The sequence below is a fragment of the Parapedobacter soli genome, from assembly GCF_025460835.1.
Lineage (GTDB): Bacteria > Bacteroidota > Bacteroidia > Sphingobacteriales > Sphingobacteriaceae > Parapedobacter > Parapedobacter soli.
This window is the reverse complement of sequence record NZ_JAMXAY010000047.1, coordinates 1-16116: the sequence shown is the minus strand read 5'-3', so window position 1 is coordinate 16116 and position 16116 is coordinate 1. Positions and strand designations below refer to the sequence as shown.

17 protein-coding genes are annotated in these 16116 nt (G+C 50.9%); 6 read left to right on the top strand and 11 right to left on the bottom strand.

Features of this window, described 5'->3' with window-relative positions; all coding sequences use genetic code 11:
- Positions 1-4: 4 nt before the first annotated feature.
- Positions 5-958 (bottom strand): acetyl-CoA carboxylase carboxyltransferase subunit alpha, encoded by a 954-nt coding sequence (locus NGM62_RS17000; protein WP_262249479.1) that lies wholly within the window; start codon positions 956-958, stop codon positions 5-7.
- Positions 959-1096: 138 nt separating this feature from the next.
- On the opposite strand from NGM62_RS17000, the gene NGM62_RS16995 reads away from it, so the two are divergent.
- Positions 1097-3253: a glucoamylase family protein gene (locus NGM62_RS16995; RefSeq protein ID WP_262249478.1), complete on the top strand. Its 2157-nt coding sequence runs from the start codon at positions 1097-1099 to the stop codon at positions 3251-3253.
- A gap of 31 nt (positions 3254-3284) precedes the next feature.
- Complete coding sequence (locus NGM62_RS16990) at positions 3285-3809, top strand: OmpA family protein (RefSeq protein ID WP_262249477.1); 525 nt, start codon at positions 3285-3287, stop codon at positions 3807-3809.
- 1 nt (position 3810) lies between these two features.
- On the opposite strand, the gene murI is transcribed toward NGM62_RS16990, so the two are convergent.
- On the bottom strand, positions 3811-4635 hold the full coding sequence (murI, locus tag NGM62_RS16985) for a glutamate racemase (protein WP_262249476.1): 825 nt from the start codon (positions 4633-4635) through the stop codon (positions 3811-3813).
- Positions 4636-4764: 129 nt separating this feature from the next.
- Positions 4765-6183 carry a glycoside hydrolase family 125 protein gene (locus NGM62_RS16980; RefSeq protein ID WP_262249475.1) on the bottom strand — a complete coding sequence of 473 codons (1419 nt, stop codon included), beginning with the start codon at positions 6181-6183 and terminating at the stop codon, positions 4765-4767.
- A 157-nt stretch (positions 6184-6340) separates the two neighbouring features.
- On the opposite strand from NGM62_RS16980, the gene NGM62_RS16975 reads away from it, so the two are divergent.
- Together NGM62_RS16975 and aroQ are read left to right on the top strand one after the other, a co-directional pair.
- Entirely contained in the window at positions 6341-7987 is a 1647-nt protein-coding gene (locus NGM62_RS16975) for a gliding motility protein RemB (protein ID WP_262249474.1), read from the top strand.
- Positions 7988-8029: 42 nt separating this feature from the next.
- Complete coding sequence (aroQ, locus tag NGM62_RS16970) at positions 8030-8452, top strand: type II 3-dehydroquinate dehydratase (protein ID WP_262249473.1); 423 nt, start codon at positions 8030-8032, stop codon at positions 8450-8452.
- Here aroQ and NGM62_RS16965 read toward each other — a convergent pair.
- The 8 genes from NGM62_RS16965 to NGM62_RS16930 all read right to left on the bottom strand — a co-directional run bounded on the left by NGM62_RS16965 (position 8391) and on the right by NGM62_RS16930 (position 15014).
- Positions 8391-9608: a multidrug effflux MFS transporter gene (locus NGM62_RS16965; RefSeq protein WP_262249472.1), complete on the bottom strand. Its 1218-nt coding sequence runs from the start codon at positions 9606-9608 to the stop codon at positions 8391-8393. The genes aroQ and NGM62_RS16965 overlap by 62 nt on opposite strands.
- Before the next feature lie 52 nt (positions 9609-9660).
- Positions 9661-10503 carry a prolipoprotein diacylglyceryl transferase gene (gene lgt, locus NGM62_RS16960; RefSeq protein WP_262249471.1) on the bottom strand — a complete coding sequence of 281 codons (843 nt, stop codon included), beginning with the start codon at positions 10501-10503 and terminating at the stop codon, positions 9661-9663.
- A gap of 75 nt (positions 10504-10578) precedes the next feature.
- Positions 10579-11505, bottom strand: a complete 927-nt coding sequence (gene rimK / locus NGM62_RS16955; protein ID WP_262249469.1) for a 30S ribosomal protein S6--L-glutamate ligase — start codon at positions 11503-11505, stop codon at positions 10579-10581.
- 25 nt (positions 11506-11530) lie between these two features.
- The gene (locus NGM62_RS16950; RefSeq protein WP_262249467.1) at positions 11531-11977 is read right to left on the bottom strand and encodes an ATP-dependent zinc protease family protein; all 447 of its coding nucleotides are present in this window, start codon (positions 11975-11977) and stop codon (positions 11531-11533) included.
- Positions 11977-13155: an AIR synthase related protein gene (locus tag NGM62_RS16945; protein WP_262249466.1), complete on the bottom strand. Its 1179-nt coding sequence runs from the start codon at positions 13153-13155 to the stop codon at positions 11977-11979. The genes NGM62_RS16950 and NGM62_RS16945 overlap by 1 nt, the downstream gene beginning before the upstream one ends.
- Before the next feature lie 4 nt (positions 13156-13159).
- Complete coding sequence (locus NGM62_RS16940; RefSeq protein ID WP_262249465.1) at positions 13160-13624, bottom strand: OmpA family protein; 465 nt, start codon at positions 13622-13624, stop codon at positions 13160-13162.
- Positions 13625-13821: 197 nt separating this feature from the next.
- A complete protein-coding gene (locus NGM62_RS16935; RefSeq protein ID WP_262249463.1) occupies positions 13822-14382 on the bottom strand; it encodes a hypothetical protein in 561 nt (186 codons plus the stop codon).
- 146 nt (positions 14383-14528) lie between these two features.
- Positions 14529-15014, bottom strand: coding sequence for a hypothetical protein (locus NGM62_RS16930; RefSeq protein WP_262249461.1), 486 nt, complete (start codon positions 15012-15014; stop codon positions 14529-14531).
- Between the two features lie 321 nt (positions 15015-15335).
- Between NGM62_RS16930 and NGM62_RS16925 the strand changes: the two genes are divergently transcribed.
- Both NGM62_RS16925 and NGM62_RS16920 read left to right on the top strand, forming a co-directional pair.
- The gene (locus NGM62_RS16925) at positions 15336-15848 is read left to right on the top strand and encodes an META domain-containing protein (RefSeq protein WP_262249460.1); all 513 of its coding nucleotides are present in this window, start codon (positions 15336-15338) and stop codon (positions 15846-15848) included.
- Between the two features lie 74 nt (positions 15849-15922).
- Positions 15923-16116: hypothetical protein (locus NGM62_RS16920; RefSeq protein ID WP_262249459.1), on the top strand; the 194-nt coding region annotated here is incomplete at its 3' end.

Sequence of the window (16116 nt, the reverse complement as noted above, 5' to 3'; positions counted from 1 at the left end):
GTGGTTATTCAACCACCACGCCCATTTTGCTGAATTTATCGATGCGCTCGCTCACCAGCTGTTCCACCGTCTTTTTCTGGAGGGTGGCTATGTCTCCGAGGAGTTGTTGTTTTACCGATTCCGCAATTTCCTCCGGGTTGTGGTGGGCGCCACCGAGGGGTTCCTTGATAATCCCATCGATAAGGCCATTTTTCGACATGTCGGCGGCAGTCAGCTTCAACGCTTCTGCCGCCCGCTCTTTGTAATCCCAGCTACGCCAGAGGATGGAGGAGCATGACTCGGGAGATATCACCGAGTACCACGTGTGTTCGAGCATGTAAACCCTGTCGCCTACCCCGATGCCCAGTGCGCCACCGGATGCCCCCTCGCCGATAATGATGCAGACTATCGGGACTTTCAATACCGACATCTCCATCAGGTTCCGCGCGATTGCTTCTCCCTGCCCGCGCTCTTCGGCTTCGATGCCGGGATAGGCACCCATCGTATCGATCAGTGTAACTACGGGCTTGCCGAATTTTTCAGCCAATTTCATCAAGCGCAGCGCTTTGCGATAGCCCTCGGGATTGGCCATCCCGAAGTTGCGGAATTGGCGTTCCTTGGTGTTCTTGCCTTTCTGGTGGCCGATGATCATTACCGATTGGCCGCCAATAGTGGCAAACCCGCCCACGATCGCCTTATCGTCGCGTACGTTCCGGTCGCCATGCAACTCAATGAAGTCATCGCAAATCAGGTTTACATAGTCGAGGGTCTGCGGCCGGTCCGGATGCCGCGACATCTGTACTTTTTGCCAACCCGTCATATTGTTGTACACCTCGTATTTGGTCTTTTCCAATTTGTCCTGTAATTCCGCCAGCGTAGCGCCCATGTCTACCTTCGTTTTGTCAGCTACTTGGTTAACCTTTTCGATCTGCATCTGCAGGTCGGCTATCGGTTTCTCAAAATCAAACGTTGTCTCCATATATGCGGTATTGCAAAAATCAGGGTGCTAAGTTAGGGAATTGTAGCGACTATTTAAAAAGGTAGCTTTGTGGGCAATGGCGTGGTTTTTGCGCTATTTTATTTTGTTCAATAAAATCAACATATTTCGATTGAGTCTATGGTCAGATCTATTACCTTGTCCCTTCTGTTTTTCGCTACAATCGTCGGCTCTGCCCAAGCAGATACCTACCCCGGTGTATTATTTGAAAACAGTGTACTGAAGGGTAATTATATGCATAGCCATGCAGTTCACGGAGGCCGAAGCTGGGTAGAAAACGTAGCCGGAAGGCTGCCCGTGTCAGACTCGGTTTTCTTTACCCCCGGCAATTCGCTGTTATTGAAATACTATTCTGCCGATGGGGGTGAATGGAGCGCACAGATTGCTTTCCCCGAGCCCGCAAACAGCTACATCGCTGACCCGAAAGGCGTATTGGTATTTAAATTATACGTCGCTTCCAATACGCCCAGTACTGTTTTGCCTAAGCTGTCCCTGTATCAGGGCGAGTCAGAGAGTGATCCTCTCAACCTGTCCGACTATATCGATGACTACAGCACGAATATGTGGCTCAACGTGAACATCCCGGTAAAGGCCATTGGTGGCTTGCTTGCAGATGAAGCGGTAAGTGGAATACGATTGGCCCAAAGGCAAGCCGATACGGCCACCCATTGGTTATATATCGATCAGATTGAGTTCCTGTCGGCGAACCCGCCGCGAGCCAAGCTCTCCTCGCCGGCAGTACTTGCATCGGCAACGGCCTATGAACGGCATGTCGACCTCACATGGCAGCTACCGCTCACGCCGAGCATCCGGTATATCAAAATCTACCGTGCTAACGATAATGAGCACTTCGAGCCGGTAGCTATACGGCCGGTGTTTGTCCATAAGTACAGCGATTTTGTGCCTTATCCCGAAAAGACCTATTTCTATAAGATCGCATGGGTTGATTACGACTACCTTGAATCGCCCTTTTCGGAGGTACTTGAGGCCACCACCCATGCTGTGGACGACAGCGCACTGCTGGATCTCGTGCAGGAGGCACACGTCAATTATTTTGAGGATCGAACGGAAATCAACAGTGGCATGCATGCCATACAATTCGGTGTAGACGATGCGGCGGTATCGGTAATGGAAACCGGTTTCAGTATTTTGTCGCAGATAGTGGGGGTGGAGCGGGGGTTTACTTCGCGTAAAGCCGCAATCGGACGCTTGCGGCGTATGGTAGATTTTTTGGGTAAGGTAGAGCGTTATCAGGGTGCTTTCCCTGCCAAAATCGATGGCCGTACTGGTAAGGGGATTTTTGAGGTTGATAGTGTTCCTGAGGCCGATTTGGTGGCGACGGCATTCTTGATGCAGGGATTGCTTGTTGCTGAGCAGTATTTCGGGGCCGATAGCAGCCTTACAGACCGGATCAATACGCTGTGGCGTGGCGTGGAGTGGGACAGATTTGTGGTGCCGGGCCAAGAAAATATCCTTTTAGACCGTTGGTCGCCTGTTGCCGGCTTCAAGAATGCCCGTCCGATGGGAGGATTCGGGAAGGACTTTATCGGTTACATCCTTGCCCTGGCATCGCCACGGCATGCGCTGCCGCCGGAAGCGTATACCGAAGGGCTGGGCGTACCGCGGGAACTGGCGGATTCAATCCACGTGATGGAACTGGTAGCCAACGAAGCGTTTTCAGTGGATGTCAAAGGAGGGGGGCACGGAACGTTGCCGCAATACCGTGAGTTGCCATACACCGCCGATACGACCTTGTACGGCATCGCAATAACCGTTGGCTCTGTAGATACCTCGCTAATGGAAGCTTACCTGCCATTCTTGGCGTTTGATCCACGGGGCAAGCGAGATACGTTTGCCGATTATTTTGTCAATAACGTAAACCTAACAGAAGCCACCCGGCGGCGCGACAATGAGTTCGGTCATGGAGGGGCGTCGGCGGCGATATGGGGCACCACCGCGGTAGGTACCGACTCACTAGGCAATATATACGCCATCAATCCCGCAATTCCAAGTGCAAGCTACGCCTATCTGCCGGAATCAGCGATACAATCGATCCGTGAGCTGTATGAAGCGTATGGGGATATGCTCTTCACCGAATATGGATTTCGCAAGTGGATGGCGCCCGAGCGTAATGCCGTGGCCGGCGGATACGACGCCTTGAACCAGGCTGCCGTTGTGGTGATGATCGAGAATGGCCGTAGTGGACTGATATGGAATCTCTTTACAAGCCACCCTGACATAAAAAGGGTTGTCGAAGATCATTTTAGCATTGAATAATTTACTTTAACACGATCCGTTATATTACGATATGAAAAAATACATTTTCTTTTCCGTTTTAGTGGCTTCTTCGGCTGCGTTGTTCTCCTGCAAAAACAAGCAGATGGCGGTCAACCCCGGTGCGCAGGTAACGATTGACGGGACACAGGATGGCTTGAAGCACGTGCAGCGCGATTTCGAGAGTGCTGCCATGACCGATCGCGGTATCATGGTTACGTTTGATTCGGATGTATTATTCCCGCTCAACTCATCTTACCTGACCGATCAGGCCAAAGACGAAATCGATAAGCTGGTAAGCCTGCTGGCCGATTATCCGAATGCCTCCCTTATCGTAGATGGCCATACTGACGCAACCGGGACCGAGGAATACAACCAATGGTTGTCGGAGAAGCGGGCCGAATCGGTTAAAAAGTATATCGCAGACCATGGCATCAATGCTAGCAGGATCACCACAAATGGTTATGGCCAAGTTAAGCCGGTAGCCGCCAACAATACCAAAGAAGGCCGCCAACGTAACCGACGAGTAGAAGTAACCATCGTCACACCAAAGCAGTAGGCTAGGTAAGGAGTGTTTTCACTTTAGCAGCCTTAATCGGTTGGCCGTAGAACCGTTCTGCCTTCTCTTCAAAATCCGTCGCATTGTCCGTGGTATAGAAGCGGGTTTGCCTCCCTTTTGTACACAACGACTCCACTTCGGGGTGGTGGGTGAGGTAGTCGGCCAAACTATCGGCTACAAGCTCGCCCTGTGATAACAGGCGGATATGCTGGGGGAGGAAATGCCTAACCAGTGGGTAGAGTAGTGGGTAATGCGTGCATGCCAGTACAACCGTATCGATGTGTGTCGACTGCCGGAGCAACAGGTTTATTTCCCGCTCTACAAAATAAGCGGTACCCGGCGAGTCCAGCTCCGCATTTTCTACCAAGGGTACCCACATGGGGCACGCTTGCTGGAATACCGCTATATCTGGATAGAACTTACGGATTTCTATGGGGTACGACATCGATTTGACCGTGCCGGGCGTAGCCAGGATGCCAACGTGCCGCGTATCGGTATGGCGGCCTATTACTTCGGTGGTAGGGCGGATAACGCCCAAAACCTTCCGTACCCCCGGCTGTTTGGGCAGGTCACGCTGCTGGATTGTGCGGAGCGCTTTGGCCGATGCCGTGTTGCATGCCAACACCACCAAATGGCAATCCATCTCAAAGAGCTTTTCCACGCACTCCCTGGTATAGGCATACACCGTTTCAAACGACCGGGTACCGTATGGAACACGGGCATTGTCTCCCAGATACACATAATCGTACTGGGGCAGCTTACGGATGATTTCGCGGAATACCGTCAGACCGCCGTAACCCGAATCGAATATACCTATTGGACCCATTTAGATGCTAGACAATAGACATTAGACATTAGACAATAGACAATAGACAATAGACATTAGACAATGGACATTAGACATCGGTATGTTCTTACGTCTAGTATCTGATGTCTGTTGTCTAAAATCTCAAAACTACTTCAGCAAATATGGTCTTTCTTTATAGGTTTTCCACAAAAATTCACCAAATAATGTATTCGCCCACGCAAACCAGCTGCGGGTGAATTTCTTGGGGTCATCTTTGTGGAACGATTCGTGCATAAAGCCCGTGTCGCCGTGTGTTTGTTGGAGCCAATCGATGCATTGTTTTATTTCGCCATCGTCGGTCGATGTCAGTCCGCGCATGGTAATGCCCATCGGCCAGATCATATCCCTACCGATATGCGGGCCACCTATTCCTTCGGCTGCTGAGCCTTTAAAGAAAAACGGATTGTTCGCAGACAATACATAGTCGCGCGTACGCTTGTAAATCGGGTCGTCTGCTTTCACCGCACCGAGGTATGGGAGCGAGAGCAGGCTTGGTATATTGGCATCATCCATCATCATGTAGCTGCCGAAGCCATCCACTTCATAGGCATACACACGACCATGCATCGGGTGGTCTACGATGCCGTATTCCTTTACCGCTCGCTCTACCTCATCGGCGAGCTCGAGCGCTTCCAGAGCTAATGCCTGCTCGTTGGCAATGTTGGCCAGCATCTCTGCCGATTGGCGTAGGCTCACCACTGCGAAGAGGTTGGACGGGATGAGAAACGAAAAGATCGTGGCATCGTCGCTCGGCCGGAAGCCCGAACAAATCAATCCCACGGGGTTTACCGGATAGCCATAACCGTCTACCTGCAGCGTGTCGGACCCACGGGAGGTGGTACGTTCAAAGCGGTAAGGCCCCAGGTTGTCTTTGCGTTGTTGCTCCTTGAATGTCTTGAGGATGTTGCGTTGTGCAGCCACCCATTCACTGTCGAATGGTGCGGTATCGTCAGTAGCTTTCCAATAGGCATAAGCCAAGCGGACGGTATAGCAGAGTGAATCGATTTCCCATTTACGTTCGTGTATGCCCGGTTTCATATCGGTATGGTCGCTGCCCCATTCGCCCACCTTGGTGGGGTCGTTGTAAAACGCATTAGCGTAGGGGTCGATATTGATGCATTCGCTTTGTTTGTTTACCAAGCCCGCAATGAGCTGTTGCAATTGCTTGTCTTCGGCCATAAAGGGCAGATATGGCCACACCTGGGCACAGCTATCGCGCAGCCACATGGCGTCGATATCGCCGGTAATGACATAAGTCGAGGGCTTCCCGTTCTTTTCTTCGGGATATACCGTGGTGTCCAGTGTGTTCGGAAAGCAATTCCCAAAAAGCCAGCCCAGTTCTTTGTTGGGGGTAAATTGTTGAAACTCCCGGATGGCCCGCTCAATGGCTTCACTTGAGAAATGGCGATCGCCCTGCGGCACACGTACGGTAGGGAATTGCTGTGACACCGTGCCCAGTGAGAATTTACCGGCCAGCAGGCCGGCACCAAGCAATGAGGAATTCTGGATGAATGTTCTTCGTTTCATGTACTATTTGTATTTGGTTCGTTACTGCATATACAACATGTTGCTGTTCGCATTGTGCGTTGCAATATGCGAAAAATATAGCAAACATGGATAGTAGTTTGATTGTGGCTCAATTCTTGGTATGCAAATGTTAACTTTGCTGATTGACTTATACACGATGATTAGACGTTTATACTTTCCTGCCTGCTCTAGGTTGTTGTTGGTTACTGGTCTCGTAGGTGCTCTGGCGCACCTTGTGAGTGCGCAGGCGACCTACCAACCTTATTCATATCAGTTCTACCAAAAGCTGAACAGCACGCTATACCATGCTGACACGCGCCTGCACACGTCTGTAAAGCCAATGATCATCGGCGAGGCATTGCAGCCCCGCTACGACTCACTGATGCAGCTGGGCGTGGAGGAGCGACTCTCGTGGGGCGGACAGAAATTATACAACGAACATCTGGTAGAGGTAAACAAAGACGACTATACATTCTACGCAGATTTCCTGCCCGATTTTCAAGTTGGGCGCGATTTCGCTGGGGGCGGCCGCACGACCTGGCTGAATACGCGCGGTGCCCAAGCGGGCGTTACCATCGAAGACAAGTTTTCACTGTATGTTAATTTCTTTGAAAACCAAGGGGTATTCCCCGATTACCTCGATCGATATATCTTCACCCATACCGTAATGCCCGGCCAGGGGTATGGGAAATCCATGTACGATAACCCGCGGAAAAAAGACTGGATGTACGGCTCTGCGGTGTTGTCTTATACGGCCAATGAATACCTGAATGTCACGTTGGCTTACGATAAAAACTTTATCGGCGACGGCTACCGCTCTATGCTGCTGTCTGACGTTTCGTCCAATTATACCTCATTGAAACTGACGGGTACCTTGGGCAATGTCCAGTACACGAGTATATGGTCGTATATGCTCGACCCTATGCATCCGCGGTCGCTCGATTCGGTGAGCCGTGCCGGCGACAATTGGAAATGGGGGGCCTTCCAGTACCTCGATTGGAACGTGACCAACCGGTTTTCCGTGGGGTTTTTCCAATCGGTGGTTTGGGGTGCACGCAACGCGGCCGGCCGGCGGAGTTTCGACTTCAATTATTTCAACCCCATTATTTTCATGCGCCCGGTCGAACTGACGAATACGTCATCGCCCGATAAGATGCACCTTGGGCTGAATACGAAATACAAAGCGCTTCGGAACCTTACCCTGTACGGTCAGTTTTTATTGGGCGAGTTTACTGCCAAAGAGTTTTTCTCCGGCAATGGGCACGTCAACAACAAGTGGGGGGCACAACTAGGCTTCCGCGGCTTCGATGCGTTTGGAATCAAGGATTTGAACTTCTTGGCCGAGTACAACACCGCACGCCCTTATACCTATGCACACTTCGACCCCGTGAGCAACTACAGCAATTACGGCCAGCCGCTGGCACACCCGTGGGGTGCCAACTTCCGCGAGTTGGTGGGCATAGTCAATTATTCGTACAAGCGGTTCGACTTTTCCTTGCAAGGTACGTGGGGGCAGTACGGCACCGATCCCGACTCGGCGACCAATTACGGGGGCGATATCTTCCAGCCCTATGGCACCCATTTGCAGGTGTACGATAACCGTATAGCACAGGGCGTGCGCAATAACCTGCTTTATGCCGATGGGCGGATATCCTACCTGTTCAACCCGAAGTACAACCTGCGGGTGGAGGCAGGTGCGGTATATCGCCGTCATGGCGTGCCTGAGCGGGGCCGCCACCACCAAACCGGAATGCTGACACTCGGTTTGCGGGCATCCTTCCGGAATTTATACTACGATTTTTAAACAGTTGAGATATCTCCGATTTTTTTTGGATATTGTGCAGCTATGAGCAGGATCATCATCATCAATGGCCCCAACCTCAACTTATTGGGTGTGCGGGAAAAAGGTATTTATGGCGCGGAGCGCTTTGAAGATTATTTCGAGCGGCTGAAAACACAATACAACGGGGTGGAGCTGTCTTATTTCCAGAGTAACCACGAAGGGGCAATCATCGACAAAATCCACGAGGTTGGCTTCTCTGCCGATGGGATTGTCCTCAACGCGGGTGCTTTCACGCACACATCTTTAGCCATTGCCGATGCCATTGCCGCTGTGACCACGCCGGTAGTGGAGGTGCACATCTCCAATGTATATGCCCGCGAGCCGTTTCGCCACCATTCGTATCTCGCTAAAAACTGCAAAGGTGTTATCTGTGGGTTCGGCCTCGAAGGCTACCGCTTGGCTGTAGCGAGTTTACTGAGAGAATAAGCATGGCCAAGCCGGCACAACCCGCCATCACGGCTGCCATCGGTACGGAAGTGCCGTTATGGAAGTAGCTTACCAACCCCGACGACAGTGCTCCGCATGCCATCTGCAAGCTGCCCAATAGGGCAGATGCGCTACCGGCCAACCTGCTGAACGGAGCCAGGGCCAGTGCCGATGTGTTGGGAAACACAAATCCCTGCGAGCCGAGGAACAGGAAAATCAATGCAACCATCAGGTAAAGATTGATCAGGTCTGTAAGGCAAAGCACCAATAGCAACATCCCGATTGCCGATTGCACAATTAGGGCCACCCGTGCTATTTTTTCACTGCTGTATTTCGTGAGTAGGTACCTGTTCAGCTGGCTTGCCGTAACCAAAGCTGACGCGATAAGCGCAAATACCAAGCCGTATTGGCTTTCATCCAACCCATACAGATTGATCATCACGTAAGGTGATCCCGCCAAATAGGCATATAGCCCAGAGGAGGCCAGTCCGCCCGCGAAGGCATAAGTGAGGAACTGCTGGTTCCTGAATACCTGCCAGTACGACCGGGTTATGGGACGTGGTAGCAGTGACATTTCGGGGTTCGGGCCCCTGCTTTCGGGCAGGAAGAAAACAACCAACGCCAGAATACCAAGGGCGATTAGCGACAGCACCACGAATATGCCGTGCCAATGCCAATGTACCATTACAAAACTGCCGACAGTAGGCGCTAGAATAGGTGAGATGCCAATAACCAGCATCAGCATAGAGAAAACCCGCGCGCTCTCGGTAGGGCCAAAGAAATCACGCACCATCGCCCGCGAAGCGACCATACCGCCGCAGCTGCCCAATGCCTGCACAAAGCGGTACGCGATGAGGTGGTCGGCAGAATTGGTAAGCGCACAGCTGATGGAGGCGGCAATGTAGATGACGAGCCCAACAATGAGGGGCATTTTGCGGCCGAAGCGGTCGAGCAGCGGACCATACACGATTTGACCCGAGGCGATGCCGACGAAAAATGAGGTTAGCGACAATTGGATGTGCGCCACAGAAGTGTCTAAGCTCGCCGCTATCGCATCGAAACCCGGTAGGTACATATCGATGGAAAAGGGCCCAATAGCCGAAAGCAGCCCCAGTATAATAAAGATTAAAAACCGATGCCGGTGTGCAACTGTCATGAAGCCGGTAGTAAAAAATGTGCCCCGCCGTTGAACGGGCAGGGGATATGAATCAACCCTTGCGTTTGCCTGCCGTAGCTTTATGCGGCCGCAGCAGCAGGTATACACCAAAGGCTACAAAAGGGAGGCTCAGCAGCTGGCCCATATTAAACTTCATCCCTTCTTCAAATGCTTCCTGATTTTCTTTCAGAAACTCCAAGGCAAACCGTGCGCCGAAGAGCAGAATCAGAAACACGCCGAAAAGAAAGCCCGGTTTCAACTGCGGCTTGCGGTGGTAGATTGTCCAGAGTAAAATGAAAATCAGGATGTAGCATATTGCCTCATAAAGCTGGGCGGGATGCCGCGGTATAGCATCCACCCGTTCAAATACCACCGCCCACGGCAGGTCAGACGGCAGCCCGATGATCTCTGAGTTGAAAAAATTACCGATACGTACGAATGCTCCCGCCAGCGGGATAACGATGACTAGCCTATCGGTAAGCCACAGGAAATTAGTTTTCGTTTTGCGGCAGAACAGAAAAATACCGATCAGTATCCCCAGTGCCCCGCCGTGGCTGGCCAATCCGTGGAACCCCGTAAGCATGAAATTGCCATTGGCATCAAAGGTATATGGCAATATCATCTCCAGCGGATGATCCTTGTAGTAATCAAACTCGTAGAACAGGCAGTGCCCCAAACGGGCACCGAGCAACGTGCCCACGAAAATGTAGATACTTAGTTGGTCCAGCAGCTCCTGCGATTTGTTCTCCCGCTTGAAAATATGCAGCATCAATACGTAGCTGCAGATAAAGGCGAGCAGGAAACATAAGGTGTAATAACGCACCTCAAAACTGCCGATGCTGAAGATCTCTGGTCTCGTGTTCCAATGGATTATGCCTAATATGCTGTCTATCATGGCTATGACATGTTTAGGCCGGTAAAGATAGGGTTATCCCCCGACAATTGGGAAACCAACCTTCAAATTATCTGTTTATAACTTCTGTCCGGCTTTCACTTTCCGTTCCTTTTTTGCCTGCTGTCTGAGTGTGTATTGTTTTTCGAGAAAGGCAATGATTGCACTGGCAATATCCTTGTTGGTGGCCTTTTCGATTCCTTCCAATCCGGGTGATGAATTGACCTCAAGCACCAGTGGCCCGCGGTCTGAAGGGAGCATGTCTACGCCGCAAACGGTCAGGCCAAGCTCTTTCGCCGCACGGACAGCGGTTTCGCGCTCGGTCTTATTCAGTTTGATCACTTCGGCCGTGCCACCTCGGTGTAGGTTAGACCTGAACTCACCCTCTTTGGCCGTCCGTTTCATGGCACCCACCACCTTGCCGTCGACCACGAACGCACGGATATCGCAGCCACGGGATTCTTTGATGTATTCCTGTATCAGGATGTTGTTGCCCAAGCCATAGAATGCCTCAATTACCGACGAGGCTGCTTTTTTGGTCTCCGCTAGTACCACGCCGATACCTTGCGTACCCTCAAGCAATTTGATGACCAGAGGCGGGCCACCCACCATTTTGATGAGGTCGTCTACATCATGCGTGCGGCGGGCAAAGCCGGTAATCGGCATGCCGAGGCCGGCACCCGAGAGGATCTGCATGCACCGTAGTTTATCGCGCGAGCGGGTGATGGCCTGGCTGGGGTTGGCCGATATGACGCCCATTACCTCGAACTGCCGTACGATTGCCGATCCGTAAAACGTCACCGACGCACCAATGCGCGGTATGATGGCATCGATGTCCGTAAGGTGCTGCCCTTTGTAATGGATGCTGGGCTGCCCCTGCCGGATTCCCACATAGCATTGGCTATGGTCTATCACCACGCATTCATGGCCGCGCCGTTGGGCGGATTCTACCAGCCTGCGAGTTGAATACAGGCTCTTGATTGTTGATAATACTGCTATTTTCACGTGTGCTATTATAACTTGTGTCGCCTTATTTCTTGCGGCCAGCGGATTTGTCGGATAGGTTTGCCCGCGAGACGTCGACGATGAATTTCTTGCGGAGGAAACTGCGGCCCAGCAGCACCGGGAATTCCATGTCCGACCGGTCGCGTAGGGAAACCTCAATGGCGTGCAGCTCGCCAAACAGTGATATGGTCGTGTTGATGACGTACCGGTTTTCCTCCTGTCCGAACGAATTTTTGATTTTCCGCTCGCTGTGGAACGGAAGCACATAAATTTTTGTGGCTGGCTCGTGATGTTCGTCCAGCGGCCGGAACTCGACAAATTGTTTCCGTCCTTTTTTCGTCAGCCGGATGTGGCTGCAATGCAATACCGAGGTGCGTGCGCCGGTATCCACTTTAGCCGGTATGCCGTGAATACCCAAATCCGGCAGGTCTACAATTTCTTTCCAACCGATGGTTTTCGGCGCCTGTGCCATTAGTAGTAGTGATATTCGCCAACCTGCGATTTGACGGTAACCTGTTTTGCCGAAGCGGCTTCCACACGGCCTATGACCTGTGCAGCGATACCGAATGCGCTTGCTATGCCGATAATATCGGCAGCTATGACCTCCGGTACATACAGCTCCATACGGTGACCCATGTTAAACACCTTGTACATTTCCTGCCAGTCCGTACCCGACTCATCGTGGATTAGTTTGAAAAGGGGCGGGATATCAAACAGGTTGTCTTTGATTATATGGAGGTTATCGATGAAATGCAATACCTTGGTTTGGGCCCCTCCGCTGCAATGTACCATCCCGTGTATCTGCGGCCGGTGGCTGTCCAGCACTTGCTTGATTACAGGAGCATACGTACGGGTAGGGGAGAGCACCAGTTTCCCGGCTGTGATAGGCCCATGGCCGGGTATGTCTACGGTATCGGTGAGTCTCTTGGAGCCCGCGAATACCAGTTCGTAGGGTACCGCTGGGTCGTAGCTCTCGGGGAATTGTTCTGCAACTGTTTTGTTGAATACGTCGTGCCGGGCAGACGTCAGCCCGTTAGATCCCATCCCCCCATTGTATGCCTGCTCGTAGGTTGCTTGGCCATACGAAGCTAGTCCCACAATGACATCGCCTGCTTGTATACGATCGTTCGAAATAACGTCTTCGCGTTTCATCCTGCAGGTTACGGTGCTATCTACAATAATGGTCCGTACCAAATCGCCTACATCGGCAGTTTCGCCGCCAGTGGCGTGGATGCCGATACCAAGCTCGCGGAGCTCGGCCAGAATCTCTTCGGTGCCGTTGATGATGGCTGCGATCACCTCGCCGGGGATCACATTTTTGTTGCGGCCGATGGTGGAAGACAGCAGGATGTTGTCTGTGGCCCCTACGCATAGCAGGTCATCCAGGTTCATCACAATGGCATCCTGGGCGATGCCCCGCCACACGGAAGCATCACCCGTTTCCTTCCAGTACACGTATGCCAGTGAAGATTTGGTGCCTGCGCCGTCGGCGTGCATGATGTTGCACCACGCCTCATCACCACCAAGGATATCGGGGATAATCTTGCAGAACGCCTGTGGGAATAGTCCTTTGTCGAGGTCTTTTATCGCATTATGGACGTCTTCCTTACCAGCAGATACGCCACGCTGGTTATACTTCAGTTCAGTCATCCCCTCAATTCACATGCTTGATTTCCACCCGGCGGTTCCGTGCCCGCCCGGCTTCCGTATCGTTTGATGCCGTTGGCCTGGTAGCGCCGTAGCCCTTCACCGTGAGGTTGTCTGCCGGGATGCCGGAGTTTACGAGGTAAAGCTTCACAGCGTTGGCCCGGTCGATGGAAAGCTCCATGTTATATTCGGCAGTACCTTCGATGGAAGCATGGCCGTCTATGATAAAGTTAGCATCGGTATCTTTACGCATTTCCCTGGAAATCTGGTCGAGGATAGCGTAAGACTCGGTTTTCAACACGTGCGAGTCGTATTCGAATTGGATGTTCTTGAAATCGTAGTTCGGTGGCGTTGTAGCTACCGGTGCAACGGTGGTGGGTGCCTGCTGCGGGGTAGGTTTGGGCGTTTCTGAAACCATACGCTCGTCCGGAGCTTCCCGTTCTATCACTTCGGCGGCCGGTTGTAAAACCACTTGTTTCGGTTTGCAGCTTTGGGTTGATATTGCTAATGTTGTTGTGCAAGCTGCTAGTATGCAGATATTTACAATTTTCATATATAATAATTTTGCTGGTGTAAACATAGGAAATATCTATTAATTATTCCATACCTTTATCTGGTCTGCATTTACGGCGCAATGATGGTGCCAATACGTTGTGGCTTTGGTTAAGGTTACTCGATATAACTCTGCAACAGTGCATCACACCACTTTTTATATCGCTCGGGCGTAAAGGCAGCTTGGGAGATATTCAGCTCAACAGTGTGCAGGGCGGTAGGCCCTTCCACAATATAGGTAATCAGGTTTGCCGAGCCGCATGCGCTTTCCGGTGTCTTGGTAGATTTGATGGCATACAGGATGGCTGTCCGGCCATCGACCACTTTTTTATCCACCACTTCCAGCTCCGCATCGGGGCATCCGGCTTTTTCGTACGCCCATTTTTCTTCGGGCGTGCCTTCGGCTTTCATGGGGTAGTACCTGCGGTCTATAGTGGTAACGGTCACTTGCTTTACGGCGGCCTCGTTGGCGGCCTTACCCCGCACCGTATAGGCAGTGCCCCGTATTCCCCGGGTATCTTTCGGTATTTTCGTGCTTTTCCAACGGTATTCTGACGGGAGTTTCACTACGATGGTCTCCTTACCCGGTTCGATTTGGGCGTGCGCTGGGGAGGTGATGAAAACCCCGATGACAAAGTGAATGGCAATAGTTAGGATAGCCAGCTGCATGGTGTTCATATTCTTCTTATCTCAAAGGTAATGGATTTTTGTTATATCTTACCCGTTGTGCATTATGATTTAGGGTTTTGAAAGGCAAAGAAAGTTATTTATTTCACTGATAATCAGTAATTTGTTTTTATCACAAAATGATTACTGAAATGAACTTACTTGCACTTCGGAACGATCGCTTCCCGCTCGCAAGCCGTTACTTCCGGCTGGCAAGCCGTTGCTTCCGTCCCGCAAACCGTTGCTTCCGTCCCGCAAACCGTTACTTCCGTCTCGTAAACCGTTGCTTCCGTCCCGCAAGCCGTTGCTTCCGTCCCGCAAGCCGTTGCTTCCGTCTCGTAAACCGTTGCTTCCGGCTCGCAAGCCGTTGCTTCCGGCTCGCAAGCCGTTGCTTCCGTCTCGTAAACCGTTGCTTCCGTCCCGCAAACCGTTGCTTCCGGCTCGCAAGCTGTTACTTCCGGCTCGCAAGCTGTTACTTCCGGCTCGCAAGCCGTTGCTTCCGTCCCGCAAGCTGTTACTTCCAGCCCGCAAGCCGTTGCTTCCGCCTCGCAAACCGTTGCTTCCGTCTCGCAAACCGTTGCTTCCGTCTTGCAAGCCATTGCTTCCGGCTCGCAGGCGATTGCTTGCGGGACGGAAGTAATCACTTATTTGCCTTATCTTTTCGTTCGGTGTTTAGTTTTTTGAACCCGAGGTGCTTCTTCAAGCAGAGCACGAAACCGGCAAAAGATACAAAGCGCGATCGCATGGTTAGCAGCTGTTAAGGATGCACCGTAAAGGTAGCGGTATCGGAACCGATTTCCAAATGTTGGTCTAGGTGTAGCGTTTTGGCAATGAGATACGTCCAACCAATAAAGCCAACGAATCGTTGGAAAATTGGATTCAAAAAGGCTAAATTAGCTGATACTAACAATTACTTGCCGATACCTGTCGTTTTTAGCTGTTATTTTTAACTTAAAAAGTGAATTATGAAAAACTTAATTAGTAGCATTTTCCTGCATCCTTTTATCGTCGGTCTAGTCTGTTGCTTGCCATTACTGGGCGGCTGCCAGAAGAATCAAATTGGGGACGATTCAAATACTATTCCTTTAAGTGAAATCCCCGAAAACCCCGCCTTTGCCAGTTTACCATTGATCGGTACAAAATGGAAATTAATCGGTTTTGTGGATCGGACAACAAATAAGGTCAAATCGGTACAGTCATCAGAAATAGATAATTATACGCTCGTATTTGAAAGTAATGGTGATTTTGCTGGTATTTCTTCCACAAATACTATCATGGGGGGGGTCTCATTTGACGTTTCGGATGGTCTTATGAAAGTAGAGAAACTAGGAGGTACAAAAATTAATGAGACCCCATATGGCAATCAATATATGTCTCTATTGAGGTCGACAATAGAATATGAAATAACAGAGAAAGGCTTGAAGCTACTCAATGAAAGTACTATTTATTTGCTTTATTCCCCTATTGAAACATTTTAACCTAAATAAATATCAATATTTTATGTATCGGTTTAAAACTAGATTCATTAACCTAAAGTGAGATTACTACCGCTATGAAAAGAACATCTATCATTATTTTTATCAGTTTTAACATATTTTCTGGTTTTGCCCAAATCGCCACTGATGAGGCGCCAATCAGTTTTACCCATCCTGCAATCGGTCTCGTTTTGGAACGACAACCGGTAGAGATAAAAACACTCCCTCATTCCCATTGCGCATTGGGATTGCGATTTTCCTCTTCGAGCTT

Bases quoted from the DNA above. Each gene is read 5' to 3' on its own strand.
- NGM62_RS17000 (WP_262249479.1), bottom strand. From the start codon at position 958: ATGGAGACAACGTTTGATTTTGAGAAACCGATAGCCGACCTGCAGATG.
- NGM62_RS16995 (WP_262249478.1), top strand. From the start codon at position 1,097: ATGGTCAGATCTATTACCTTGTCCCTTCTGTTTTTCGCTACAATCGTC.
- NGM62_RS16990 (WP_262249477.1), top strand. From the start codon at position 3,285: ATGAAAAAATACATTTTCTTTTCCGTTTTAGTGGCTTCTTCGGCTGCG.
- murI (WP_262249476.1), bottom strand. From the start codon at position 4,635: ATGGGTCCAATAGGTATATTCGATTCGGGTTACGGCGGTCTGACGGTA.
- NGM62_RS16980 (WP_262249475.1), bottom strand. From the start codon at position 6,183: ATGAAACGAAGAACATTCATCCAGAATTCCTCATTGCTTGGTGCCGGC.
- NGM62_RS16975 (WP_262249474.1), top strand. From the start codon at position 6,341: ATGATTAGACGTTTATACTTTCCTGCCTGCTCTAGGTTGTTGTTGGTT.
- aroQ (WP_262249473.1), top strand. From the start codon at position 8,030: ATGAGCAGGATCATCATCATCAATGGCCCCAACCTCAACTTATTGGGT.
- NGM62_RS16965 (WP_262249472.1), bottom strand. From the start codon at position 9,608: ATGACAGTTGCACACCGGCATCGGTTTTTAATCTTTATTATACTGGGG.
- lgt (WP_262249471.1), bottom strand. From the start codon at position 10,503: ATGATAGACAGCATATTAGGCATAATCCATTGGAACACGAGACCAGAG.
- NGM62_RS16950 (WP_262249467.1), bottom strand. From the start codon at position 11,977: ATGGCACAGGCGCCGAAAACCATCGGTTGGAAAGAAATTGTAGACCTG.
- NGM62_RS16945 (WP_262249466.1), bottom strand. From the start codon at position 13,155: ATGACTGAACTGAAGTATAACCAGCGTGGCGTATCTGCTGGTAAGGAA.
- NGM62_RS16935 (WP_262249463.1), bottom strand. From the start codon at position 14,382: ATGAACACCATGCAGCTGGCTATCCTAACTATTGCCATTCACTTTGTC.
- NGM62_RS16925 (WP_262249460.1), top strand. From the start codon at position 15,336: ATGAAAAACTTAATTAGTAGCATTTTCCTGCATCCTTTTATCGTCGGT.